The following is a 24,647-nucleotide window of genomic DNA, read 5'->3' on the forward strand; positions in this document are numbered from 1 at the left end:
TATAACCCGGCCGACACCATGGACATATATTGGGAGCCCGTGTGGCTCACGCTGAAGCTTGCAGGTTTGACCACAGTCGTACTTCTGGTGGTGGGAACGCCCATCGCCTGGTGGTTGGCCCGCAGCACTCACTGGGTACGCCAGCCTATTGCCGCTATTGTCGCTCTGCCTTTGGTGTTGCCGCCAACCGTTCTGGGGTTTTATCTCTTGGTTCTGATGGGCCCTAAAGGTATGGTCGGCCAACTCACCGAGCAACTGGGGTTGGGCCTATTGCCCTTCACTTTCGAAGGCTTGGTCATTGCGTCGGTCATCTATTCCCTGCCGTTCACCGTGCAACCCCTGCAAAACGCCTTCGCTTCCATCAACGAGCAGTTTCTTGAGGTCGCTTCTACGTTAAGGGCCTCACCCCGGGATCGCTTTTTCTCCATTGTGCTCCCCTTAGCGCGGCCGGGATTTCTCACCGCCAGCGTACTCACCTTTGCCCATACCATCGGTGAGTTTGGTGTAGTGCTGATGATTGGCGGCAACATACCCGGCGAAACCAAGGTACTCTCGGTTGCTATCTACGATCATGTGGAATCTTTGGAATACACTCAGGCTCACTGGCTAGCGGCGGGTATGGTTGTGTTCTCCTTTGTGGTGCTGGTAACTCTTTATTCCCTCAACGGGCGGCTGCAATCCGGGCTGGTGAAATAATGGCAGCAACCGGAATACAAGCGCGATTCGCCTGCAAAGTCGGAACATTTTCACTGGATGTCGATTTGGACCTGCCCGGTGGCGGGCTCACCGCGCTGTTCGGGCATTCCGGTTGCGGTAAAACAACGCTACTGCGCTGTATGGCGGGCTTACAAGAGACGCGCGGCATCATGTGCGTTAATGGTGACGAGTGGCAGAGCGAGTCCGGAAGCCGCCCCGTTCATCAGCGGCCGCTTGCCTACGTGTTTCAGGAAACCAGCCTCTTCCCTCATCTGTCAGTAAAGCGCAACTTGATGTACGGATACCGGCGCATTCCACACAGCGAACGCCAAATAGCCTTCGATCAAGCGGTTGAATGGCTGGGGCTCAGTCACTTGCTTAACCGCATGCCGGAAAAGCTCTCAGGTGGCGAGCGTCAGCGTGTCGCGATTGCCCGGGCACTGCTCACAAGCCCCAAGCTCCTGCTGATGGACGAGCCTTTGTCGGCTCTGGACCAAAGCAGCAAACGGGAGATTATGCCGTATCTGGAGGCCCTGCGGGATAACCTCGCCATCCCCATGCTCTATGTGTCCCACTCTACCGCGGAGGTTGCACGGCTGGCGGACCATATTGTGATGATGGATAAAGGGCAGGTAATTGCTCAAGGGCCACTGCAACAGATTATGGCACGCACAGATCAGCCTTTTGGGCTGGAGGACGATGCCGGAGTCATTCTTGATGCTACCCTCGCGGAACGTGATGAGCAGTGGCATCTGTGCCGGGCTGATTTTGCGGGAGGCCATCTGTGGCTTCGTGCTGATGAAAGCCTCACGATCGGCCAACAAATCCGCGTGCAGGTGCTGGCAAGGGATATCAGCCTGGCTCTCAGCGAGCAGGCCGATCAAAGCATCCAAAACATCCTGCCCGCCACCATTAACGAAATAGCCACAGAGGTAAGCCCGGGCACTTCTATGGTGCGATTGCTGGCGGGACCAACACCGTTTTTGTCTCGCCTAACCAGCAGAGCGGTGCACAGTCTCGACATCGCTCCCGGCCAGCAGGTGTGGATGCAGGTTAAGTCAGTCGCCATTGTTGACTAACTTCCTTTTTCAGGCGTCTTTCTTCCTTATCGTAAACATTTCCGACAATTTAATTCTGGCTTAACTCTGAGTTTGTTTTGGATTTTTCCAGCTGACTGATAGCCATAATTTTGGTATCGGGCTCCAACCCTGGAAAAATAAGGAATCGTTGGCGCCAACTCATGGGCAAGTGATCAATCATGGCTACAACGGAGCGATTAAGGATATCTTCGAGCTCCGGGCACTCAGTTATGGACGCGAGACCGGGAGTGAACTCAGGCAAGAGCCATAGCTCAGATTCGAAAACAAGCAGATGGCACAGAGAGTCGTTTGACAGGACATCACTACCTACAAATAGGCAGTATATTGTATTGAGAGTTGATAAAGGCTGAGTACTTTTGGCGCCATTTGAAAGAGCCAAAGAAATATTTGCGCCATCGAGCGAAACTGCTCCGTTTGTCATACGATTTCCATATCCACTTTTTTGGCTTAATTAGACGGGGCCGCTCAGAACTACATGACGAGAAGCGAAAGCCATATGCAGCGTTTCTTGGCCGACTAGGCAGCACAAAGTCTGCCTATCGCACCAACGCGTCATTCACCCGCTCAGCGGGTTCCGTAAACCACCATCGTTTTGCCTTTTACCATTACAAGCCCTTGGTCTTCCAGCGTCTTAAGCACTCGGCCAACCATCTCTCGGGAGCAGCCAACGATACGGCCGATTTCCTGTCTGGTGATCTTGATCTGCATGCCGTCCGGATGTGTCATAGCGTCTGGTTCTTTGCACAAGTCCAGCAAGGTGCGGGCAACCCGGCCAGTAACGTCCAAAAATGCCAAATCACCAACTTTGCGGGTGGTCTGGCGCAGCCGTGAGGCCATTTGCTCGCCAATAAAGTAGAGAACTCCGAGATCCTGCTGGGCAATTTCCCGGAATTTCGGGTAGCTGATTTCAGCCACTTCACATTCGGTTTTTGCCTTTACCCAGGCACTGCGGGAGTCCATGTTGTCGAACAGGCCCATCTCGCCGAAAAAGTCTCCAGCATTGAGGTAAGCCATGATCATCTCACGGCCATCGTCGTCTTCGATGATAACCGTCACGGACCCCTTTACGATGTAAAAGAGAGAGTCGCTTTTGTCACCGGCATAAATGATAGTGCTCTTGGCCGGATACCGGCGGCGGTGACACTGCGATAGAAAATAGTCGAGATGCTTGGTTTTCTGCTCAACCGGATTGACGATAGTGGCCATAGTGCGAGTCGTGCCTCCTCAAATACTGGCGGGATCCGATGCTTGTTGTTCACCCGGCTGTCCCTGCGGGTTCGCTTATTTTTGCTACAAAACAGAACAACTTATAGCAAGAAGACCTTCGTCGAGCAACCGCTAACCGCATGCGGGATGCATCTCGAGCATGTAGCACCAACTGTCAGACCACATCGGTTGTGCTAGCATTCTGCTCCTTCACGTTATTTCCGGGCAGCCTAATGCCCGCCACTGAGCAACAGGAGAGCACCCTTTATGAAAGCAAGCGTCGACTGGACAGGCAATGCCAGCTTCCGGGCCACCAGTGGCACTGGGCACTCTGTGCAACTGGACGGCCCACCCGATCATGGTGGCGAGAACCTTGGCCCCCGCCCGATGGAAATGCTGCTCATGGGCCTTGGAGGCTGCTCTTCATTTGATGTGATGAGCATTCTGAAAAAGAGCCGTCAGGACGTTACCGCTTGCCACGCTGAACTGGAAGCAGAGAGAGCAGATGCCGTGCCATCTGTGTTTACGAAGATTCACCTGCACTTTGTTGTGACCGGCCATAATCTCAAGGAAAATCAAGTAAAGCGCGCAGTTAGCTTGTCTGCCGAAAAATACTGCTCGGCTTCAATCATGCTTGAAAAAGCCGGAGTGGAAATCACCCACAGCCACGAAATCCGCAGCGCGGAATAACCTATATCTTCAACGACTATTCAACGCCCCCCGCTGTGTGCATAATACCGCCCTTTCTCCGCCGGTCTGCGCAAAAGGTGAACAGCCTGATCAGTCTTCGGTGGCGGCCTACGCAGAGCGCACAATTGCCGCTCTGCTGTCATTCATCTCCATAAATCGGAGGGGCTGAGCATGGAACCAAAACTCCAGTTGCACGGTTTCAACAACCTGACCAAATCTCTAAGCTTCAATATTTACGACATCTGTTATGCGCAGACTGAAGAGCAGCGTGAAGGCTATATTGATTACATCGATGAGATGTATAACGCAGAGCGTCTTACCCAGATCTTGACTGATGTGGTCAAAATTATCGGCGCCAACGTTCTTAACATCGCCCGCCAAGATTACGAGCCCCACGGTGCGTCGGTTACCATGCTCATCGCCGAGCATGAACTAACCACTGGCGAGGAACCAGACAACGAAGAATCCCCCGGCCCGCTACCCGATACCATCGTGGCTCACTTGGACAAGAGTCATGTGACCGTGCACACCTATCCGGAAAGCCACCCTCACGAGGGCATCAGCACTTTCCGGGCAGACATTGACGTGTCCACCTGCGGATTGATCTCGCCTTTGAAGGTATTGAACTACCTGATTCACAGCTTTGACTCTGACGTGGTTACCGTTGACTACCGTGTGCGCGGCTTTACCCGCGATGTCGACGGCACCAAGCATTACATTGACCACGATATCAACTCGATTCAGAACTATCTGACCGAAGATACGCAAAACGCCTATCAGATGATTGATGTGAACGTTTATCAGGAAAACCTTTTTCATACCAAGATGATGGTGAAAGAGTTCAATCTCGACAACCACGTTTTTGGTGAAAATGCCGAAGATCTGGACCCTGAAATTGCTCAGTCTATTGAAGAGCGCCTAAAGCGCGAAAAACTGGAGATATTCTACTCCCGCAACATGGAGTAAGGATTACCCGGTAAAGGGAGCCGACAAGGTTCAGGCAAACGATTTCTGAGCAATCAGGCGCTGCACCATGGGTCTCACTATCAGGTCCATGGCCAGCGCCATTTTTGTGCCCGGAATAACCAGAGTGTCATGGCGGGAAAGTGTGCTGTTCTGTATTGCTTGCAGCAAGTAAGCAAAATCCACTTCTGAGGCGTCCCGAAACCGGATCACCAGCATGCTCTCATCTTCAGTAGGTACGTCCCGAACAACAAAGGGGTTGGACGTGTCTACAAGCGGGATGCGCTGGAAGTTAATATGGGTGTGCGAAAACTGCGGCACTATATCGTGAACGTAATCGTCCATACGATTGATGATGGTGGCGACCACGGCTTCCTGACTGTAACCGCGCTGGTGGGTGTCGCGATGTATTTTCTGAATCCACTCCAGATTTACAATAGGTACCACACCTATAAGCAAGTCCACATACTGGGCAATGTTGTACGCCTCACTCACAACCGCCCCATGTAGCCCTTCATAAAACAGTATGTCGGTGTCGGGCTGCAAAGAGCCCCAAGCAGTGAATGTACCCGGCTTGTGGCCCTCAGCCTGCAGTTCGCGATCTTCGTCATGAACATATTGGCGATACCGGCCATTCCCCGTTTGGCCATAGTCGTAAAATAACGCCTCCAGTTTATCTATGTGGTTGGCGGCAAGCGCGAAGTGGTTACGCTCACCAAACTGGCCCTTGGCCGCCAGACGTGCCATTTGCTCGCGGTTATACCGGTGAAAACTATCACCACTCACCATGGCAGCCGACAGACCTTCGTTCGCAAACATGCGCCGAAAAATCTGTCCTGTGGTGCTTGTGCCAGCACCAGACGAGCCGGTGACCGCAATAATAGGGTGTCGTTTTGACATAGCTGAGGTGCGCCAGAGGTTGAATAGAAACGAGAAACGTCAGGTAAGACTGTCGAGCGAGCGGGGCTTCTCAATTACAAAACCTTGTGCGTAATCCACCCCAAGCTGCCTTAGTGTATCCAGAACCGCACGTGATTCAACCTGGCTAGCGATCACCTCCCTGTCCATATAATGCGCCATATCGACCATAGACTGCACCATGGCGCGGTCGGTTTCACTGGTATTAAGTTGGCCAGTGAATGCGCTGTCGATCTTGATCAAATCCACAGGCAGCGAACGCATGAATTCAAACGAACTGGGGCCACTTCCGAAGTTCCCGAGGCAGAATCGACAGCCAAGCTCTTTCATCTCGATAATAAAGTCAGCCACTGCCTGTACATCATTAATGGCTGAAGCTTCGGTTACTTCAAACCAAAGGCGCTCGATGGGCGCGTCTTTTTCACTTAGCTTTTCGTAAATGTACTCCAGCAGCGATTGATCATTCAAAGAGTACCCCGAGAGGTTGATACACACTCCACCCAGATGACGCGGGTCTGGCGCCTGCACCCTCAACCAGTCCAGCATGTGCCCAACTACCCAGTGATCAACGGCCTGCATGCGATCATAACGCTCCGCCATGCGAACAAAGTCACGACCGGTAATGAGTGTTCCGGCATCATCGTACATGCTGATCAACACTTCATATTGGGCTGCCATTTTCGTCCGGCCGTGCAGCGGGATAATCTTCTGGCAGCGCAACAGCATGCGCTCCTCGTCCAGATCACCGAGGCTGGCAACCTTGGCCGCTATCTGCTCTTGGCGGGCCTGATCTCCGGGGTCAAGGGTGTACTCTGCCAGCTTGCCGAGACCTTTCGCACGGGCATCACTTAATGCCTGCTCAGACGCCCTTAACCAGAGTTCGGCACTGATCAAACCCGGCAACTCCGGCACCACGCCAACACAAGCAGACAGTTGGTAATGACGTCCCCCATAAACGAACTCGGCATCTTCTACAGCAGCAATCAGGTCCTGAGCCGCGCCCCTTGCGTTCTCGGACGGCACCAGCATGCCAAACTCGTTGCCCGCCAGCCGCGCCAGAGGCATGCCATCCCCTACGTGGTTGCGTAACAGGTCAGCCACACGTTTGAGTGCATCGTCACCTGCTTGGTAGCCAGCAGTGTCATTCAACAAACGGAACTTGCGCAGATCCAACCTAAGCAACGAGCGCTCGTCTTCACGCCGGGCCAACTGCTGGTCTAGCATGCGCTCAAACTCACGACGGCTCAGAAGGCCTGTCAGTTCGTCATGGGTGGATGCCCAGGACAACTGGTCATAAACCTTGCGCACCATGCGGTCGATACTCTCGTCCACCAGAGGCCGCTCGTACTGGCTGTCCGGTACGATGATTCCCTTGCGCATCTGGCGGGCCAGAGCGTCAAGCTCAACCTCCACAACCCGCATGCCCTGATGGTTCACGAAAACAAAACGGGTAAAGCCGCGCGCTACCCAAACCAGTCTAATGTACTGGGGCTCGTCAGGTTTTGTTTGATCCCGTAACCAGTCGCCCGTGCGCAATCTTTGGGCGCGATTGATCCAGCGCTGCAAGCTGCGTTGCTCACGCTCAGAAAGCGACTTTTTTAGATCCTCAACGGGCTGAACTTTGGGAACTTCCACCATTTCTGGTGGGCTATCGGGGCTACGCACCAAAAATCGTTTCAGTTCGTCCCGTATCTGGGACGAAGGCATGTGGTTGCTGGAAATAGACGCCAGACCATCCTGAATCATCCGGAGCAATTCCGGTAGATTCACGGCAATGTCTCGGTCTTCTGCAAACGCCAGCAAGGAGTCAACAACCGCAAGGTAGTCCTGCCAAATCTGGCTATCCGGCCCCTGACGAATCCAAGTTAGCGACAACAAATCCTTCCAGCCGCCCTCCAGCAAGCTGATAATGGCTTTCGGGACTTTTCGCCCCTCCAGCCTCCGGTTCAGCACTTCCGCCACGGCGGTTTTGGACTCGGCAACCTTTTGGGCGCCTTCGGCAGCCGCGGTTACGCGCTCGACATTACGGCGATACACCAAATTCTGGCGATCAATGAGGCCATCGAGTTCATGGACTGTGTGTTCGAAAACACCGGTATCCTGTTCAAAGTCGGTGGTGATGCGCTGGATAAGCTCATCCACTTTGCGCTGCACCACAGGGTTCAAGCGACCGCCCTTCACACCCAACTGGGCCAACCGATTCATAACTCCCCGAACGGGGCTGTTCTTGTCGTCAAAGAAAGCAGGGTCGCGCATCACCACTTTCAAAACCGGCACCTCGAGCTGGCGCATCCGCTCCTGGGCGTAATCACTTAGCTTCGGGCTTTCAGTCACAGAGTTGAAAAACCGATCTACAACATCCAGCGTACCCTGCTGCTCATCGTCGAGCTTTTTTCCATCTGCCTCTCGAACTTTTTCTACAACGCGCTCCCGCAGCGGAATAACATTACTCTTGGTATTAACTGGCTCTGTTTGCAGTTGCTGTAGCTCGCGCTGCAGCTCACCGGGCGACATGGGCCGGGCATTGGCGGCAAAAGGAGCAGGCTCTGCCTTACCCCGTGTTGCGCGGTTGGCCGCAAGTGTCCCAAGTAGACTGCGCACGGTGGCAAAGGCTGTTTGGGCAGCCTGAGCATAACCTCGAAACTCGCTTCCGGAGCGATGTTTTCCTGCGCCAGCATCAGGAACCGGGGGAGGAGCCGCGTTAGTGTCAACCCGTTCCGCGCTCTGCTGGCTTGCGCGTTTAACCTCTTCAGGGGGCGGCGTTTGCTTGCTTATTTTCGGTTCTGGCTTACTCGGAGTGCTGCCCACCGTTTGCTCACTCAGGTACTTGCTTAGGTCAAGATCTGGCAGTACTCCGTGGCGGATCAGAATGTTATTAAGCTCGTTATAAAGCGGTCCGAGGTGCTGCAGAACGGATTTTTCAAACACCTTCAGGCAAATCTTCTCAACATCTCTGGAAGCTTTCAGTTGGCTCAGGCCGGCATGGAAAGACTCACACACTAATGATGGCCCAAGAGGGTTGTGGTGCCCAGTGGCATTGGCAATACCCAACTTGTCTAAGCGCAGCTTAAGCTGCAGAAGATCTTTACGGTATTGAGTGTCAGCCTTGGTGACCATTACCCGAATAGTCAGCCAGTCTTCAAACTCGCCTTTGTCGACGACAGAGAGCTCTGAGCCAGGGAAACCTTTGGGGGCTGGTTTGAGCGGCGACTCTAGACTGCGGGCAATTTGGTGCCAGATGACCCGCTGCCGCGCCTGAACCTGACCCGAAAAGTCCATCAGTTCGTTTGCCTGCTGATCGTTCGTAGCTTTCTGCGCAGCCGTCTTCAAAGCTTCGGCCATTTGCACGAAACAGGCGTCCATAAGTGGTTCGATATGCTGAACAACGGCTCGCGCCGACTGATGGAGGACAAACTGGACCCGTTCGCTCGGGGCACGCAAGGAAGCCCGCTCTTGCCCACCGGAGCCTCCGCACTGCTGCAGCATAGATGCAACAGCTTCGGGATTGTTGCGGGTAAAATTCACACCCATGGCACCGTCGATGCGCCGAACAACGCTAACATGAAGCTCATGCCGACGCTTTCCATCCAGATCCCGGAAGCGCACGATTAACTCGGAAGGATTAGCGGTAGCAAAGGCTCGATCAAGCTTGCGGGAGGTTTCACCCGAGTAGCGGACAAACAAGCCCTCCGGGCAGAAATCCGCCACTTGGCACGGCCAAGATTCACCTGTGCCCAGATCAATCTGGGCAGCAAGCTTGATAGGTTTGCGGGGGCTGCTTCGACGTTCTCTCGGATCCATGGATTACCTGATGTTGCGCAAAGCCGGAGTATTAAGCTTATAACTCAAACCATAAGTGTACTATAGCGACCCATCGCAGACACGTTATCCGCAAAGCTATAACATCGTACCTATGAAACAGCTTAGTCAGATCTATACGGTTTTACTACTGGTGGCACTACTGAGTGGCTGTACGACTTTCAGCTACTATTCTCAGGCCATTCGCGGCCACTTGGCTTTGACCATAGCCGGTAAGCCGGTAGACAGCTTTATCAACAGTGAAGACACCTCACCAGAGCTCCGTGACAAGTTGATTCTATCCCGGCAGGCACTGCGTTTTGCAGATGAGCACCTCGGGCTCTCGTCCGGGGATGCCTTCACCGACTACGTGGTTCTTGAGCAGCCCTGGGTTGTGGTTAACCTTGTTGCCGTGCCCGAGTTCTCTCTGCAACCGCACCAATGGTGCTACCCGATACTGGGATGCCAGGCTTACCGCGGGTACTTCCACCTTGAAGATGCTCGAAAAGAAGAAGCGAAATTTCGTGCTCAAGGCTACGACACTTTCCTTGGTGGCGTTACTGCCTACTCAACGCTGGGCTGGTTTGACGACCCACTGCACTCCGGCTTTACCAATCTTGCCAATGACCGCATGGTGGCTCTAATGTTCCATGAGCTGGCCCATCAGGTGGTGTACATCAAAGGCGACACCGCCTTCAACGAGAGTTTTGCCACCGCCGTCGAGCTCGAAGGTTTAAAGCTATGGCTAACGCAAGAAGGCGACCCGGCAGCCTTTAAGCAGGCATTAATGCGGCTTGAGCTCCGCAACCATACCCATGCTCTGGTGGCAGATACAAATGCCAAACTGGAGCAGCTCTTTCAACAACAAGATGTGCTTTCTGAAGACAGTTTACGCAAGCGCAAGCAGCACCTTTTTGATGAACTCAATACACACTATGAACAATTGCTAGCCAGCGAGACCCTGAGCAAAATTGGCCCGTTCGGCCACCCTCCTGTCGACTTCAACAACGCCCGGGTGGCTCTTTTTACTCAATACAACCAGTACGTACCTGCCTTTCGACAATTACTGAAAGAGACCGGGTATGATTTTCCGGCTTTTTATCGTGCCGTTGAATCTCTCTCCGAGCAGCCGGATGAAAGTCGCCAGCCAACACTGGACGTCCTATCAGAGCGGTTTGAAGAAAACTTTTGAATTACGCTGTGTGTTGTAGGCCGCTAGCTTTGGACCGGGCAGCGACTGAACAGTGCTGGGCTGGAAGCCGCGCTCACGAAACCAGTGTTCGGTTTGCGTGGTGAGTACAAACAGCTTTTGGATGCCTTGGCTGCGGGCGTGCTTTTCCACCATCAGCAAAATTTCATCACCACGACCTGCACGGCGATAGGCGGAATCGACTGCGAAGCAGGAGAGCTCACCCGCACCCTCATCCGGATAGTTGTGCAAAGCAGCGCAACCCACGATGGTGCCGTCGCGCTCGGCAACAACAAAATGTTCAATATCGGTTTCCAGCATTTCCCGCGACCGCCGTACCAGAATACCCTGCTCTTCCAGTGGTTCGATCAGCTCCAAAATACCGCCGATGTCCTCAGCCCGGGCCTGACGGATCTGTTCATAGTGATCGCCGCTCACCAGAGTGCCTGTGCCATCTCGGGTAAACAGTTCCTCAAGCAAAGCGCCGTCGCTCTCGTAGCTGATAAAATGCGCCCGCCGAACACCTCTCACACAGGCGTCACAGGCAGCTCGCAGCAAGTCGGCATCGTGCCCCGTTACTGTGCCGTCCGCCAGCCTCTCGGGGGCTTGTCTGGCTGAAAGCTCGCGAATCAAAGAGCCGTCCTGCTCCAGCAAGCCTTGGTCATCAATAAACACAATCAGCTTTTCTGCCTGCAGTGCGGCCGCAACCTGACTGCCCACGTCTTCGTAGGACAAGTTAAAAGCGTCTCCAGTGGGCGAATAGCCCATGGGCGGCAGCAATACGATATGGCCTAACTCCAGTAGCTTCTCAATGCCAGCGACGTCTACACGGCGCACCTTGCCTGTGTAGCCGAAATCGATGCCATCCAGCACACCGACCGGTTTCGCGGTTACATAATTGCCACTGCTAACCCGAATGCGAGCATTGTGCATGGGGGAATTCACAAGGCCCATGGACAGTTGGCTTTCTAGGTATGCGCGCAAGCCTCCCGTTGCCTCCATAGCCAATGGCAAATGGTTTTCCGGGGTGATACGCAAGTTGCGGGAAAAAGACGATTCTAGATCAGCCTCGTCCAGACGCCTCTGAATCTGCGGGCGTGAACCAAAGGCAACAACCAGTCGCACACCCAGACTGCTCAACAAGGCGATGTCGTGAACGATGTTGATAAAGTTTTCATGTTCAAACGCATCACCGGGCAGGGTCAACACAACCGTACGGCCACGGTGTGCATTGATATAAGGCGATGAGTGGCGGAATGAATGCAGCCAGCCGTTGGTTTTCAAATGTTATTCCCCAATCGTATTTTCCGTGTTTTTTCGTACGCCCGCATACTCGGAGAGCGCTGTCAGGCACCCACTCCAAAACCGTGGAGCGCCAAGGATGGCGCGACCGAGCCCTACATGGACGTATTTACGGGCGTGTTTTGGGGTGGGTGCCTGACAGCGCTCCACCCCTCATTCTGGCGCGCCAAATTGCTCAAAGACAGAACTGCCTGATTAGGCCTTTGAGTATCTTTACCGTGGGTTCCAGTTGCGAGAGCTCTATAAACTCATCTGGCTGGTGAGCCTGGTCAATTGAACCTGGGCCAAGCACCAGAGTTTCCATACCAAGTTTTTGCAGCCAGGGAGCCTCGGTTGCAAAAGCAACGGCATGTGCGGTGTGGCCAGTAAGCTGTTCACAGGCCTTCACCAGCGCCGCATCGGCTGGCGTCTCAAATGGCGGCACACCATCAAACAGCGGCTCAAACTCCATCGCCAGTTCACGACGCTCCGCCAATGGCCGAAGCCGGTGCAAAATATCCTGACGCAGATTTTCCATGCTCATTCCGGGCAACGGGCGCAGGTCAAAGTGCAGCTCGCACCGAGCGCAAATGCGGTTGGGGTTATCGCCACCATGAATGCAACCAAGGTTAAGTGTTGGCACTTGCACATCAAAATTCGGGTTGGTGTACTGTGCCTGCCAATCAGCGCGCAAGGTCAGAAGCTCACCGAGGGCTTCGTGCATGCCTTCGAGGGCGTTGCGGCCTAAACCCGGGTCCGAGGAGTGGCCGGACTGCCCCTCAAAGGTAAGCCGCTCCATCATGATACCTTTGTGCATGCGGACGGGCCGAAGGCTCGTGGGCTCACCGATAACCGCGTAGCGGGCTTTCGGCTTGCCCGCTTCCGCAAGCGCTCTGGCGCCGTTCATGGAGGTTTCTTCGTCAGCGGTGGCGAGAATGATCAGCGGCTGCTTCAGGTCAGCAGCGGCGAATTCTCGGGCGGCTTCGATGGCTAGAGGAAAAAAGCCCTTCATGTCGCAGGTGCCCAAACCGTACCAGCGGTTGTCGCGCTCGGTTAGGGTAAAAGGGTCGCTCTGCCAGCGTTTGTCATCAAAAGGAACCGTATCCGTATGGCCAGCAAGAACCAACCCGCCGGAGCCACTGCCCAGCGTTGCAATGAGGTTATACTTGCCGGGCATTTCTGGTACTGCCAGCAACTCAACAGAGAAACCCAGTGCCTCCAGCCACTCGCCAAGTGTTCGCACTACGGGTTCGTTGCTGTGATCCCATTCAGCGGATGCGCTACTGATGGATGGCAGCGAGATCAGTGTAGTTAGCATTTCCCGCACATCGGGGACTGTTTCAGCTCTGTTGATTACCTTGCGACTGCCAACATCGTTGCCTAACTGCGGCATTATTTCTCCTCGCTCCGGGACGGAGCGTTATTGTGTCTGGCCCCGACGCCAGACTTCAAACGCTGTAATTGCTCGGATAGCAATGGGATAGGCTACCTCGCCTCCCGCCATTTCACGGGCGACTTCCAGTTCCTGTTCGTCAGCACTCGCCAGGCGACCTTTCACCAAATTCCCGTTCGAGAGGGTCACCCGCACCTTGCGGCCAACCCATGCGGTTGCTGTCTCAAGGTTTTCCGGGTGCCAGCTAGCAACCTCCGGGTTCTCGCGGGGGACAACTGGCTCCAACGCCGCTTTGGGTGGTTCCTGCACAATGGGTTCCGCTTTTTTCAGAAACACATCCGGTACCATGGCGCCATTGTATTCCACTGCCCAGGCCAAAGTGCCATCCGCACTTTCATCCTGCGCGCGCACAGGTATTCCGAGGGTTTCTGAGCCCGATTGCACAGAGGCTGTTATTTCTCCGCCCTCAAGCAACCACTGCCGGTAGAGCGCCAATAGTTGACCGCTGGGGCGCCAGCCTCGGGCTTTCAGCCCGGTTTCGAAGGTTGCCAGTGCCCGTGCAGCCCATTGCGATGCCTCCAGCCCCGACTCTCTGGCGCAATAAGCTGCGACCCGGCGCATAAGCCCGCCGTCTCTTAGAGTAACTTCTAGGGGTTGGGTCGAACTCGTTAACGTCGTTTCGGGAGACACAAGGCTGATACGGGCGCCCGGCCAGTTAATCTCCAGACTGCCGGTATTGGCCGTGTTCAATTCAATATGGAGCTGTCCGGGTGTCTGGCTAAGGACCAGCTCGCCAGTCAGACGGGTGATCCCCATGCGCAAAAGGTCACCACTACCTAGCTGTTGGCGTGGATCTGGCGCGCAGGGAAGTGCGAACAACGCTGCTTGTTCGCGACCGTCGACGCCTCCTGCCGTTACCCAGTTGCGGAACATGGTTGCTTCAAGCACCAACGCCAATCCCTCGGCCTGCAACGACCAATTGACTGGCAACTCAGCCGGATTAGCAAGTGCTTCGAGCAAAGCAACAGGGGAGCCTGCGTCGAATTCCGCGCGGCCAATCACCAGAGGCTGGGTAAGTTCAAAACCTTGCCAAGCGGCTCCGGATAGAACCAGACGACCTTCAATGCCCGAGCCAATTTTGCCACGCTCTAAAACACCGGTCTCACTCAGCGCCTGACGTGCTTCCGCCATACGCTGGTCCGCCAGCCACCAAACTCCGGCCTTGAATGCGGCAAATCCAATCAGAGCAGCCAGTACCAGAGTTGTGAACAGGCGTTTCATCCAAAAAATCCTTCAGCGGCGCCGTCAGTTACGGGAAATAAGTGTACCCACACCCTCATCGGTAAAGATTTCCAACAAGCATGCATGTGCCACTCGGCCATCAATAATATGGGAGGTGCGCACACCGTTCTCCACCGCACTTAACGCACACCGAATTTTCGGCAGCATGCCGCCGTGGATGGTACCGTCTTCGATTAGATCATTCACTTGCTGCGCGGTTAGCCCAGTGAGCACTTTGTCTTCCTTGCTCTTAAGTCCAGACACGTTGGTCAGAAGCATTAGCTTTTCAGCCTTCATGGCTTCTGCAACCTTGCCAGCCACGAGATCCGCATTGATATTGTAAGAGGCGCCGTCCGGCCCAACGCCAATAGGCGCAATGACCGGAATTACATTGCTGCGGGTGAGCATGTCAATCACATCCACATTGATACTGGCAACCTCGCCAACACGGCCGATATCGATAATTTCAGCGCGTTCCAACTCTGGTGAGCGATCGACCACTTCGAGCTTGCGAGCGCGAATGAGGTTGGCATCTTTTCCGGTGAGGCCGATGGCGGTGCCACCTTGGGCGTTGATCAAGGACACGATTTCCTTGTTCACCTGGCCACCCAATACCATTTCCACTACATCCATGGTTGCCGCATCGGTTACACGCATGCCATTCACAAAGCGGGACTGAATATTCAAGCGCTGCAGGAGTTCACCAATTTGCGGACCACCGCCATGAACAACAATCGGATTGATGCCCACCAGTTTCATAAGCACAACATCACGGGCGAAGCTGCTCTTGAGCTCTTCGTTTTCCATGGCGTTGCCGCCGTACTTAATAACTACTGTTTTGCCGGTAAACCTTTGAATATAAGGTAAACCCCGGCTAAGTACGGTAGCCACCTGCATTGCCGTTTCACGATCCAGCGTCATTTTTTTGCCTTAATAAATCAAAATTAAAATCAAAAACCTTAGGGGCATACGTCAGAACTCAGCCACAAGGTCCGGCGCCACCTTTTGTAGCTGGCTCCGGAAAATGTCTTTTATCCGCGCCAGAGCTTCTTCTGTTTCAGCTTCGAAGCGAAGTACCAAAACTGGCGTCGTATTAGAAGCCCGGCATAATCCCCAGCCGTCTGCATAATCCACTCGAATGCCGTCTATGGTGCTGATATTGCCGTCGCCAAACTCTCCTTCTTGGCCCAGCCGCTCCATAATGGAAAACTTGCTGCTTTCGGTGACCTCTACATTAAGCTCCGGTGTGCTGATGTCCTCAGGGAAGTCCTCAAACACTTCTTCGCTGTGGCGGTCTTCAATGCCCAGTATCTCCAGAAGTCTGGCGGCAGCATACAACCCGTCATCAAAGCCGTACCAGCGCTCTGCAAAGAAAATATGGCCACTCATCTCACCCGCTAACAAGGCGCCGGTTTCTTTCATTTTGGCCTTCATCAGTGAATGACCGGTCTTCCACATAATGGGACGCCCGCCAGACTCTGAAATCACGCTGGCAAGCCGACGGCTGCATTTCACATCGTAAAGCACATCCGCACCGGGGTTCCGTGAAACCACATCACGGGCAAACAGCATCAACAAACGGTCCGGCCAGATAATCTTGCCGGTATTGGTCACCAGACCCAGCCGGTCGCCATCGCCATCAAAGGCCACCCCAAGATCTGCACCTTCCGCTTTGACTCGTTCAATCAAGTCTGCAAGATTGGCTGGCTTGCCGGGGTCCGGGTGATGATTCGGGAAATCCCCATCAACTTCACAGTACAGCGGGACCACTTCGCAACCAAGCTCTTCAATCAACATGGGGCCCAGCTCGCCTGCAATACCATTACCTGCATCGACAACCACTTTGAGCGGCGCCGCAACGGCAATATCACCCACGATGCGATCAAGGTACGCCCGACGCACGTCCTCAGACGATTGAGTGCCACGGCCAGCCGCAAGATTACCCGACTTTATGCGCTGGAATAGAGACATGATTGCGTCGCCGGAGAGGGTTTCACCCCCCAACATGATCTTGAGGCCGTTGTAGTTTGCCGGGTTGTGACTACCCGTCACCATGACACCCGAACCATTCTCAAGATGATGGGTTGCAAAATACAACACAGGCGTTGGTACCGCACCCACATGGATAACGTTACAGCCCGATGCCATAACCCCTCTGGCAAGCGCATCCGCCAGCTCGGGGCTTGAGTGGCGGCCATCGTAACCTATGCATAGTGATGCCAAGCCGCGGCTGATGGCTTCGGAGCCTATAGCGGCGCCAATTTTCTCAACAATGGCTGCCGAAAGCGTCTCGCCAACAATGCCACGGATATCGTAAGCCCGGAATATATTGGGCGATATTTCAATGGCAGGCTCGCTGGATTCTTCAACTCCCAGAATGTCTTCGTCGCTAAAAAACGAGCTTTCGTCGTTACTGCTGCCAAAGCCTAAAACGTCTTCATCGCCATCGAGCATGTCAATGTCTGGCAGCTCCTTATCCTGAAACAGCGGCTCGGCATCGTCTGTTTCAACCGCTCTTGCACCCTTGGTGGGGGCAGCAGGCATAGGCTTGACCTTCTCGGAAGCCTTCGCCAAACGTTTATCCACAACCTGCGACAGCCTGTAAAGCACCTCCGAGGTGGACCCAACTATATCCCACTGGAAGTTGGGCAGCTTTTGTCGCTCACCACTAAACACCTTGTGGGCCCACTGCACGAGGTTGGTTACTTCGTGGCGCAGGCTCTTTTGAGCGTTAACCAACAACACCCACACCACTATGGCGGCGATGAGTACAGGCACGCCAACCAGCAGTGCGAGCAACAGAATATTAACCGGCGGCGCTGCCAAAGCACCCGGCTTATAGGAAATGCTCCAATCGGGATTAGCGAGGACTCTGGTCTCCGTTGCGCTTGCGGCTACGCCTGAACTGGTGCCGCCACTGAGGAACGTACGAGAGGCGCCGGAAACGGTTTGTATCAACGCCAATTCTCCTCCGAGCTGCGTATTAACCACGGAAAGCAGCGGTTGCAGCACAGAGGCATCAAAAACCACGAGCAGACTCCCTACAATAGCCTTGCTGGACGGATTGCGCACCGGCGCTGCCATTTGCACATACCAGCGGTTTTCACGGGGGAAGGCATCCGGGTGCAAGGGCTGGCTGTTTTCAGCCCGCCGGGCCAACTCTAGCCCGGCGAATCCAAGCAGACCGCTGCCGGTCCGCGGAACTTGGCGATAGGGGAACAGAAACGCCGCCTGCACGCCCGGTAAAGCGGTGCTTAGTCTCTGCTGAACGGCCCCGGAATCCCCACCCTCAATTAACGCACCCACCACGTGAGGTTGGGTTGCCAAACCATTGACGCTCTGCTGCATCAATGTGAGGTATTGGCCTATGCGCTGAGCGGCAGCGTCGGCTTCCACACTTTTCCAAGCATTAAAACGCTTGTCGGCAGCTGGCTGCAGCACCAGAAAATGCATTAGAACCACGGCAACCAGTCCCGCCGCAAAAACGACCAACGATTGCTTTACAGCCGTCGAGCCAAGGTGTTTCAGCTTAGAGCCTGCAGCAGCCCGGGCTTTCGGTTTTTTTTCTGCTTTGGCAGCCGGTTGTTCATCAGCAGTTGCTTCAGACGACTTCTTCTTACCCAGCTTCATAGTTCATCCTGCGAATTATCTTTTTGTCCTGGACAAGCACGTATCGGCAAAGTATAGACGCCACGACAGGTTTCTGCGTTAAGGCTTAAGGCTACTGGGTTCCGGTAGACCCAAATCCGCCCTCGCCCCTTGAACTGACATCAAACTCCGAAACTATTTCAAAGTCGGCTTGAATCACAGGCACCAGCACCAGCTGGGCTATGCGCTCCCCAACGTCTACCGTAAAGGCTGTATTGCCACGATTCCAGCAGGACACCATCAACTCACCCTGATAATCAGAATCAATCAGACCTACCAAATTACCTAGCACAATACCGTGTTTGTGCCCCAGCCCACTTCGGGGCAGAATCATCGCGGCCAGAGACGGGTCGGCAATGTGGATGGAAAGCCCGGTTCGAATTAACACTGTCTCGCCTGGCGCTAATGTTATAGGGCTATCGAGACAGGCCCGCAAATCCAGACCGGCAGAGCCTTCAGTGGCGTACTCTGGGAAGGCAATTTCGTTACCAATCCGGTCATCGAGAATGCGTACCTGTAAGTTCTTTTTGCTCATATTATTCCTGCTTCAGCCGTTCGCCAATAAGCTCTATCAAGCGTGAGGCAATACGTTTTTTAGTGTCTGGGCCTATCGTTTCCTGCCCACCCGACCAGAATACCGTCACCGCGTTGTCATCACTGTTGAAGCCCAACCCCGGAGCCGACACATCGTTGGCAACAATCATGTGCAATTTTTTGCGCTGCATTTTTTCTTTGGCGTACCGGGCAACGTCTGAGGTTTCAGCAGCAAAACCCACCGTGAATGGCGCATCTGAGCGCGCTGCAATGGTCGCTAATGTGTCGGGATTCCGTGTGAGAGGCAGTGTCATGGTCTCATTGGACTTTTTGATCTTGTTGCTGGCGCAATTTTCAGGCCGGTAATCCGCCACTGCAGCGGTTGCAACGAACAAGTCACAGCCTTCATCAACAGCTAACGAAGCTGCTTTCAACATATCCTCGGCTGTAACGACAGCGCGAACGTCGACGCCCGCCGGAGCCTCCAAGTTGACCGGCCCGCTAACCAGAACAACCTTGGCACCAGCATCTCTTGCAGCCGCCGCCAGTGCGTAGCCCATCTTGCCCGAACTGTGATTGCTGATATAGCGCACCGGATCGATCGGCTCACGGGTTGGGCCTGCGGTGATAACAACACGCTTTCCTGCAAGCCCTTTGGCGCCATGCTGCTTATCCATAATCAAGTCAGCAATCATTGCAGCCTCAAGCATACGCCCTGGCCCATGATCACCACAGGCTTGCTCACCTTGATCCGGCCCCCAGAGCGTAATTTGCGAGTCGCTCGCCAGCAAACGAATATTGCGCTGGGTACGCTCGTTACCCCACATTGCCTGATTCATAGCTGGTGCCACAGCGATTGGGGCTACGGTTGCACAACAAACCGTCGTTAGCAGGTCGTTAGCCATTCCTTGAGCGAGCCTTGCGATAAAATCTGCGGAGGCAGGGGCAATAACCACCTGATCGGCCCATTTCGCCAGCTCTATGTGCCCCATGCCAGCCTCGGCCTCTGGGTCAAGCAACGACGTACGCACCGGCTCGCCACTTAGGGCCTGAAAAGTCAGAGGCGTCACAAAGGCTTCCGCCCCTTGGGTCATAACTACCCTAACCTCGTAGCCAGCCTTTTTAAGCAGGCGCACAAGCTCGGCACTTTTATAGGCTGCAATGCCACCGGTTATGCCCAGCAGGATGTTTCTGACGGCCATAAAGGCTCCGTATCCGCTTAAAATGAAAGGCTTATAAGATAGCACGCTCTGACATTACCGACAGCCTGCAAGACCCTCCACACGTTTACCAATTGTTACTTTTTGGAGTAGTCTGTGTAACTGAAAAGCGCACAGGAAGCGCTAAACCCCTTCAATCAATATGCAAGGAAGCCGAAATGACCGATACCATCTGGCCCATGGATGAACGCCCTCGTGAACGATTGCTCGCCCACGGTGCCGAAAGCCTCTCTGACGCAGAGCTACTGGCTATTTTTCTACGCACCGGCACAAGCGGCATGCCGGTTATGGAGCTCTCACGCTTTCTTTTGCAGGAGTTTTCCGGCTTGCGCGGGCTCCTAACGGCATCTCGCAGGCAATTTTGCGGCGTAAAAGGGCTAGGCACCGCGAAATACTCACAGGTTCAAGCTGCGATGGAAATGGCCCGACGCGTGATGGACGAACCCTTGCGCCAAGGCGACCCGCTGCGCTCACCGGAGGATACCCGGCGCTTTCTCACAAGCAGGCTGGGTACTTATCCCCACGAAGTCTTTGCGGGTTTATTTCTGGACAACAGGCACCGGGTTATCCAGTACCGGGAATTGTTTCGGGGCACCATTGACGGAGCCGCCGTATACCCTCGGGAGGTTGTGCGCCAAGCTTTGGAAGATAATGCTGCCGCCGTTATCTTTGCCCACAACCACCCCTCCGGCGTCGCCGAACCCAGTCAGGCTGATATTTCCTTAACCAAACGCTTAAAAGAAGCGCTTGGCCTTGTGGATATCAGGGTTCTTGACCATATGGTAGTGGGCCACGGTGAGGTAATATCACTCGCAGAACGTGGATTGATGTAAGCCATCCTAGGCGAATGCAGGAAAACTGGCCAAATTCCCAACAATTTTTTGCGTTGGGGAGCTGGTTCTGGTATAAAAGCGTCCCTTTCTGGCGGCGTCTGGCGAGCAGCGTTCAGTTCAGGGGCGCAAACGGGAACCTAACCGTTCCTCGGCAACCAGAGACGCATTAAAATCGAATTCGTATTTATTAAGACCATTGCTCAGGTCGGAGGCAAGTATGTCCAGAGTTTGTCAGGTAACCGGTAAGCGTCCGGTTTCCGGTAACAATGTTTCTCACGCGATGAACCACACCCGTCGTCGCTTTCTGCCTAACCTGCAAAGCAAGCGCTTTTGGGTTGAGTCTGAAAAGCGTTTCGTAAGGCTGCGCACCTCTACCAAGGGTATGCGCATCATCGATAAAAATGGTATTGACGCTGTATTGGCCGATCTTCGTGCCCGCGGCGAGAAAGTATAAGGAGCCGCATCATGCGCGAAAAAATCAAGCTGGTTTCATCAGCAGGCACGGGTCACTTCTACACGACCATGAAGAATAAGCGTAACACTCCGGAAAAAATCGAGATCAAAAAGTACGATCCGGTTGTCCGCAAGCACGTTGCGTACAAGGAAGCCAAGATCAAGTAATTTTTGATCTTGAATCCACAAAAAAACTCGGCGCTGCCGAGTTTTTTTGTATGTACTTCGATTTTCTCAGAACTTTTTCAAATACCCGTCTGGCAACGCTATATCCATGGCAATCGGCAAGTGGTCGGACATGGGATAGCTCACCACTTCCGAGTTCCTTATCTGCAAACTCGGGCTCACCAGAATATGATCCAGCGCCTTCTCGGGCCGCCAGCTTGGAAAGCTGTGGGCACTGTCCGGCAGAGGTATCAAATCTGTCTCTTTCAAGGGGGTCTGGGTTAACAACTGCTCAGCATGGGCATTCATATCACCCATCAGCACCACATGCCGGTACTTTGATATCAACTCGCTGATAAAGCCCAACTGGCGCTGCTGCCCCGACTTACTCAGTGCGAGGTGCATCATCACCAAAACCAGCGGATCTTCTTCGGTACCATAGCGGGCGACAATTGCCCCCCTTCCGGGAAGCCGACCCGGCAATTTGTACTCTTTTACATCCAAGGGCCGGAACCGACTCAGCAAGCCGTTGCTATGCTGGGCAATCTGCCCGAGGTTACGGTTCAACTGCTGATGCCAGTAAGGAATACCCGCTGCTTCGGCGAGATACTGGACCTGATTGATATGGCCGCTGCGCAAACTCCCTCCGTCACACTCCTGCAGCGCCACTACATCGTAGTTGCTAAGCAACGAGGCTATGCGATCCAAATTCTCGATACGATTGCGGTGGGGAAGGAAGTGCTGCCAACCTCTGGTTAAATAGTGACGGTAAGAAGAGGTGTTGATACCCACTTGTATATTGAACGTAAGCAACCGGAGGTGACGCTGGGGCTCAAACTCGGGCACATGCTCAAGGCCCGAGTTTGAGCCTTTCGACTCATCCCGGGCGCTGAGAATGCCATTAAGCTGCTTCCTAAAGCGTTTATACATAGTGTTGCTGCTATTTCGCTGCAGAGCGCTCTTTCTCTACCAGATAGTCTACTACCGCCAGCGTTGCCTCCAGACTACCGGCCATGGACGCACTAACCGTGTACTTGCCATTTACTAGCATAGTCGGTGTGCCCGTAATACGCGCACCACGAATTTTGGACTGGGCCTGCTGCATACGCGCATTCACACCGAAGCTGTTGAAGTTATTCAGAAACTCTTCACGATCGACACCATGATCCGCAACAAAATTCGCCAGAGACTCCCCATCATTTAGCGGCCGACGCTGACCCGCCAATGCCTCGAACAGAGCATCGTGTACTTTATCTAGCGAGTTCATCGCTTCAAGCGCATAGAAGGCTTGAGCGTGGGGAACCCAGGAACGCCCCAGAGCCGCAGGAATGCGCACATAATTTACATCATCTGGAGCTTTGGCTTCCCAGCTCTCAGCCAGCGGCTTGAAGTTATAGCAGTGGGGGCAGCCGTACCAGAAAACCTCTGCAACCTCGATGCCTGAATCCGTATCTGTGCGCACAGGGGTGTCGAGCTTTTTGTAATGCGTTCCTTCCTGCCAGTCTGCCGCATTGGCTTGACCAAATACGGCCAAAGCCACCAAAAACAAGCCAACTGATCTAAGTGCTCGAAACATGAAGTGTCTCCAAAGTTTATAAGTGTCGTTATAGGGGAATTATGACCTGCTGAGCCTGAAAAGTTCCACAGTTTGTGGATTACAGGATCGACAGACGAAAAACCCCGCACAAGGCGGGGCTTTTCATCAAACTGAGAACGCTTGTATCAATTCAGACCAGAAATATAGCTGGAAACCGCTTCAATTTCCGCATCGGTCAATCTGGCAGACACGTCCATCATGATTGCCGCATTTGCGCCGTTCGCCCGAGTACCATCGCGGTAGGCTTCTAGCTGCTTAACTAGATACTCAGCATTCTGGCCACCAATATGCGGATAGCCGGCAGGCCCGTTACCCTTGCCCTGCGGGCTATGGCACGCCGCACAGGCTGGAACGCCAGAAGCCATATTGCCACCGCGATAAAGCGCAGCGCCTTTCTCTACCAACTCTGGGTCAGCCTGGCTTACAACCATCTTTTGGTTGGCAAAATAGGCTGCCAGATCTTCAAGATCCTGCTTTGACTTGCCCGTCAGCTGGCCGATCATCTCCGGAATCGGGCGGGCATCTTCCTGAATCGCCACTAACTGGTTATACAGATACTTTTCGCCTAGCCCGGATATTTTCGGATAGACGCCCATTATTGGCTTGGCTCCACCCTGGCCATGGCATGCCTGACAGGCTGCCGCCGCTTGCTTGCCTGCTTCAGGATCCCCTGCTCCGTGCGCCATAGCTGTAAGGCCAAGGCCGAAAACAAATCCTGCGATCAGTTTCTTCATGCTCGCTCCGCTTCTCTCATCTCGAAAATATTCTTAGTTTGCAGCTGGCAGGCGCTGTTCAGTCAGGCTCAAGACCAAGGCTGACAGCGGTTACGCCAAGCGTACCGCCCGGAATTGGTGTAGCATTATACATTAATCCCTGATAACTGAAATCCAAAGGAAAGCCAACCGCTGTGGACTCTGATCTGACTCAAAAAAGCATCTCTTTTAACAGCGCTCGCTTCCTGATAAGCGCGCCCCGACTGGAAGACTGCCCGCCAGACACTGGCGCAGAAGTGGCTTTCGCCGGACGCTCAAACGCAGGAAAGTCCAGCGCCATGAACGCCATTACTGCCAACGGCAAACTCGCCCGCACCAGTAAAACCCCAGGGCGCACGCGTTTAATCAACTTTTTTTCCCTAAACCGCGAAAATGCTCGGCTAGTAGACCTGCCGGGATACGGCTACGCGAAAGTCTCCCGAGACATGAAAGATGACTGGCAAAAGCATCTCGGGCAATACTTGAACGACCGTCGATGTTTGCGCGGTCTGGTTTTGGTCATGGATATCCGCCACCCGCTGACCGAATTTGACCAAATGATGGTGGAATGGTGCGAACATAACAAGTTGCCGCTGATGATTCTGGCCACAAAAGCCGACAAACTTAAATTCGGGCAAGCCAAAACCACCATGCTGGAGATTTCCAAAAAGCTTCAGGAATTCACCTGTGTCGAGCACTTGGTTATGTTTTCATCAACATCAAAACGTGGCGTTGATGAGTGCCGGGCGGCACTAACAGATTGGCTGGAAAACGCCGGGGAAGAGCTACGACAGGAATGAAAAAACCGGCCTGAAAAAAGTCAGGCCGGTAAAACGTCAGGGTTTGCGACGTGCTAAAACCTGAGAACTCCCTCAGGAGGCGCTGGAAATGTCCGAATTCCCGGCGCCGATAGTTGTGACAACCCCCTGC

At 54.0% G+C, this 24,647-nt stretch carries 23 protein-coding genes; 9 read left to right on the forward strand and 14 right to left on the reverse strand.

The genetic code is table 11. From position 1 onward, the window contains the following. Positions 1 to 18: 18 nt before the first annotated feature. Together modB and modC are read left to right on the forward strand one after the other, a co-directional pair. Positions 19 to 696: a molybdate ABC transporter permease subunit gene (gene modB, locus FE845_RS05580; protein ID WP_200362213.1), complete on the forward strand. Its 678-nt coding sequence runs from the start codon at positions 19 to 21 to the stop codon at positions 694 to 696. Further along, entirely contained in the window at positions 696 to 1,775 is a 1,080-nt protein-coding gene (gene modC / locus FE845_RS05585; RefSeq protein ID WP_200362215.1) for a molybdenum ABC transporter ATP-binding protein, read from the forward strand. The genes modB and modC overlap by 1 nt, the downstream gene beginning before the upstream one ends. A 49-nt stretch (positions 1,776 to 1,824) precedes the next feature. Here the strand turns inward: modC and FE845_RS05590 are convergent, their stop codons facing one another. Beyond that, positions 1,825 to 2,217, reverse strand: a complete 393-nt coding sequence (locus tag FE845_RS05590) for a hypothetical protein (RefSeq protein WP_200362217.1) — start codon at positions 2,215 to 2,217, stop codon at positions 1,825 to 1,827. A 143-nt stretch (positions 2,218 to 2,360) separates the two neighbouring features. Next, positions 2,361 to 3,002, reverse strand: a complete 642-nt coding sequence (gene crp / locus FE845_RS05595; RefSeq protein WP_200362219.1) for a cAMP-activated global transcriptional regulator CRP — start codon at positions 3,000 to 3,002, stop codon at positions 2,361 to 2,363. A gap of 267 nt (positions 3,003 to 3,269) precedes the next feature. On the opposite strand from crp, the gene FE845_RS05600 reads away from it, so the two are divergent. Beyond that, the gene (locus FE845_RS05600) at positions 3,270 to 3,692 is read left to right on the forward strand and encodes an OsmC family protein (protein ID WP_200362222.1); all 423 of its coding nucleotides are present in this window, start codon (positions 3,270 to 3,272) and stop codon (positions 3,690 to 3,692) included. 171 nt (positions 3,693 to 3,863) lie between these two features. Then, positions 3,864 to 4,658, forward strand: a complete 795-nt coding sequence (gene speD, locus FE845_RS05605) for an adenosylmethionine decarboxylase (RefSeq protein ID WP_200362224.1) — start codon at positions 3,864 to 3,866, stop codon at positions 4,656 to 4,658. Positions 4,659 to 4,688: 30 nt separating this feature from the next. On the opposite strand, the gene FE845_RS05610 is transcribed toward speD, so the two are convergent. Together FE845_RS05610 and FE845_RS05615 are read right to left on the reverse strand one after the other, a co-directional pair. Continuing rightward, positions 4,689 to 5,555, reverse strand: a complete 867-nt coding sequence (locus tag FE845_RS05610) for a phosphoribulokinase (protein WP_200362226.1) — start codon at positions 5,553 to 5,555, stop codon at positions 4,689 to 4,691. A gap of 39 nt (positions 5,556 to 5,594) precedes the next feature. Further along, complete coding sequence (locus FE845_RS05615) at positions 5,595 to 9,374, reverse strand: DUF1631 family protein (RefSeq protein ID WP_200362228.1); 3,780 nt, start codon at positions 9,372 to 9,374, stop codon at positions 5,595 to 5,597. A gap of 112 nt (positions 9,375 to 9,486) precedes the next feature. Here FE845_RS05615 and FE845_RS05620 point away from each other — a divergent pair, with 112 nt between their 5' ends. Then, complete coding sequence (locus tag FE845_RS05620; RefSeq protein ID WP_200362230.1) at positions 9,487 to 10,563, forward strand: aminopeptidase; 1,077 nt, start codon at positions 9,487 to 9,489, stop codon at positions 10,561 to 10,563. On the opposite strand, the gene argA is transcribed toward FE845_RS05620, so the two are convergent. From argA to coaBC, 7 genes are all read right to left on the reverse strand, one after another. After that, positions 10,537 to 11,844 carry an amino-acid N-acetyltransferase gene (gene argA, locus FE845_RS05625; RefSeq protein WP_200362233.1) on the reverse strand — a complete coding sequence of 436 codons (1,308 nt, stop codon included), beginning with the start codon at positions 11,842 to 11,844 and terminating at the stop codon, positions 10,537 to 10,539. The genes FE845_RS05620 and argA overlap by 27 nt on opposite strands. A 193-nt stretch (positions 11,845 to 12,037) precedes the next feature. After that, positions 12,038 to 13,234 carry an acetylornithine deacetylase gene (argE, locus tag FE845_RS05630; RefSeq protein WP_200362235.1) on the reverse strand — a complete coding sequence of 399 codons (1,197 nt, stop codon included), beginning with the start codon at positions 13,232 to 13,234 and terminating at the stop codon, positions 12,038 to 12,040. Between the two features lie 27 nt (positions 13,235 to 13,261). Then, complete coding sequence (locus tag FE845_RS05635; protein ID WP_200362237.1) at positions 13,262 to 14,515, reverse strand: acetylornithine deacetylase; 1,254 nt, start codon at positions 14,513 to 14,515, stop codon at positions 13,262 to 13,264. A 24-nt stretch (positions 14,516 to 14,539) separates the two neighbouring features. Then, positions 14,540 to 15,436, reverse strand: a complete 897-nt coding sequence (gene argB, locus FE845_RS05640; protein ID WP_200362239.1) for an acetylglutamate kinase — start codon at positions 15,434 to 15,436, stop codon at positions 14,540 to 14,542. Positions 15,437 to 15,487: 51 nt separating this feature from the next. Beyond that, the gene (locus FE845_RS18905; protein WP_200362242.1) at positions 15,488 to 18,145 is read right to left on the reverse strand and encodes a phosphomannomutase/phosphoglucomutase; all 2,658 of its coding nucleotides are present in this window, start codon (positions 18,143 to 18,145) and stop codon (positions 15,488 to 15,490) included. A gap of 91 nt (positions 18,146 to 18,236) precedes the next feature. Then, positions 18,237 to 18,698 (reverse strand): dUTP diphosphatase, encoded by a 462-nt coding sequence (gene dut / locus FE845_RS05650; protein WP_200362244.1) that lies wholly within the window; start codon positions 18,696 to 18,698, stop codon positions 18,237 to 18,239. Position 18,699: 1 nt separating this feature from the next. Continuing rightward, positions 18,700 to 19,899: a bifunctional phosphopantothenoylcysteine decarboxylase/phosphopantothenate--cysteine ligase CoaBC gene (gene coaBC, locus FE845_RS05655; protein ID WP_200362246.1), complete on the reverse strand. Its 1,200-nt coding sequence runs from the start codon at positions 19,897 to 19,899 to the stop codon at positions 18,700 to 18,702. Between the two features lie 176 nt (positions 19,900 to 20,075). On the opposite strand from coaBC, the gene radC reads away from it, so the two are divergent. The 3 genes from radC to rpmG all read left to right on the forward strand — a co-directional run bounded on the left by radC (position 20,076) and on the right by rpmG (position 21,371). Beyond that, positions 20,076 to 20,750, forward strand: a complete 675-nt coding sequence (gene radC / locus FE845_RS05660; protein WP_200362248.1) for a RadC family protein — start codon at positions 20,076 to 20,078, stop codon at positions 20,748 to 20,750. Between the two features lie 217 nt (positions 20,751 to 20,967). Then, entirely contained in the window at positions 20,968 to 21,204 is a 237-nt protein-coding gene (gene rpmB, locus FE845_RS05665) for a 50S ribosomal protein L28 (protein ID WP_071263340.1), read from the forward strand. Between the two features lie 11 nt (positions 21,205 to 21,215). Beyond that, complete coding sequence (gene rpmG, locus FE845_RS05670; RefSeq protein ID WP_071263342.1) at positions 21,216 to 21,371, forward strand: 50S ribosomal protein L33; 156 nt, start codon at positions 21,216 to 21,218, stop codon at positions 21,369 to 21,371. A gap of 66 nt (positions 21,372 to 21,437) precedes the next feature. Here the strand turns inward: rpmG and FE845_RS05675 are convergent, their stop codons facing one another. The 3 genes from FE845_RS05675 to FE845_RS05685 form a co-directional block, all read right to left on the reverse strand. Beyond that, positions 21,438 to 22,298 (reverse strand): endonuclease/exonuclease/phosphatase family protein, encoded by an 861-nt coding sequence (locus FE845_RS05675; RefSeq protein WP_200362250.1) that lies wholly within the window; start codon positions 22,296 to 22,298, stop codon positions 21,438 to 21,440. 10 nt (positions 22,299 to 22,308) lie between these two features. Next, positions 22,309 to 22,944, reverse strand: a complete 636-nt coding sequence (locus FE845_RS05680) for a thiol:disulfide interchange protein DsbA/DsbL (protein WP_200362252.1) — start codon at positions 22,942 to 22,944, stop codon at positions 22,309 to 22,311. A gap of 146 nt (positions 22,945 to 23,090) precedes the next feature. Further along, complete coding sequence (locus FE845_RS05685; protein WP_200362254.1) at positions 23,091 to 23,699, reverse strand: c-type cytochrome; 609 nt, start codon at positions 23,697 to 23,699, stop codon at positions 23,091 to 23,093. A gap of 173 nt (positions 23,700 to 23,872) precedes the next feature. On the opposite strand from FE845_RS05685, the gene yihA reads away from it, so the two are divergent. After that, entirely contained in the window at positions 23,873 to 24,517 is a 645-nt protein-coding gene (yihA, locus tag FE845_RS05690; protein ID WP_200362256.1) for a ribosome biogenesis GTP-binding protein YihA/YsxC, read from the forward strand. Positions 24,518 to 24,647 lie beyond the last annotated feature (130 nt).

Source organism: Marinobacter sp. 1-4A (assembly GCF_016597725.1).
Lineage (GTDB): Bacteria > Pseudomonadota > Gammaproteobacteria > Pseudomonadales > Oleiphilaceae > Marinobacter.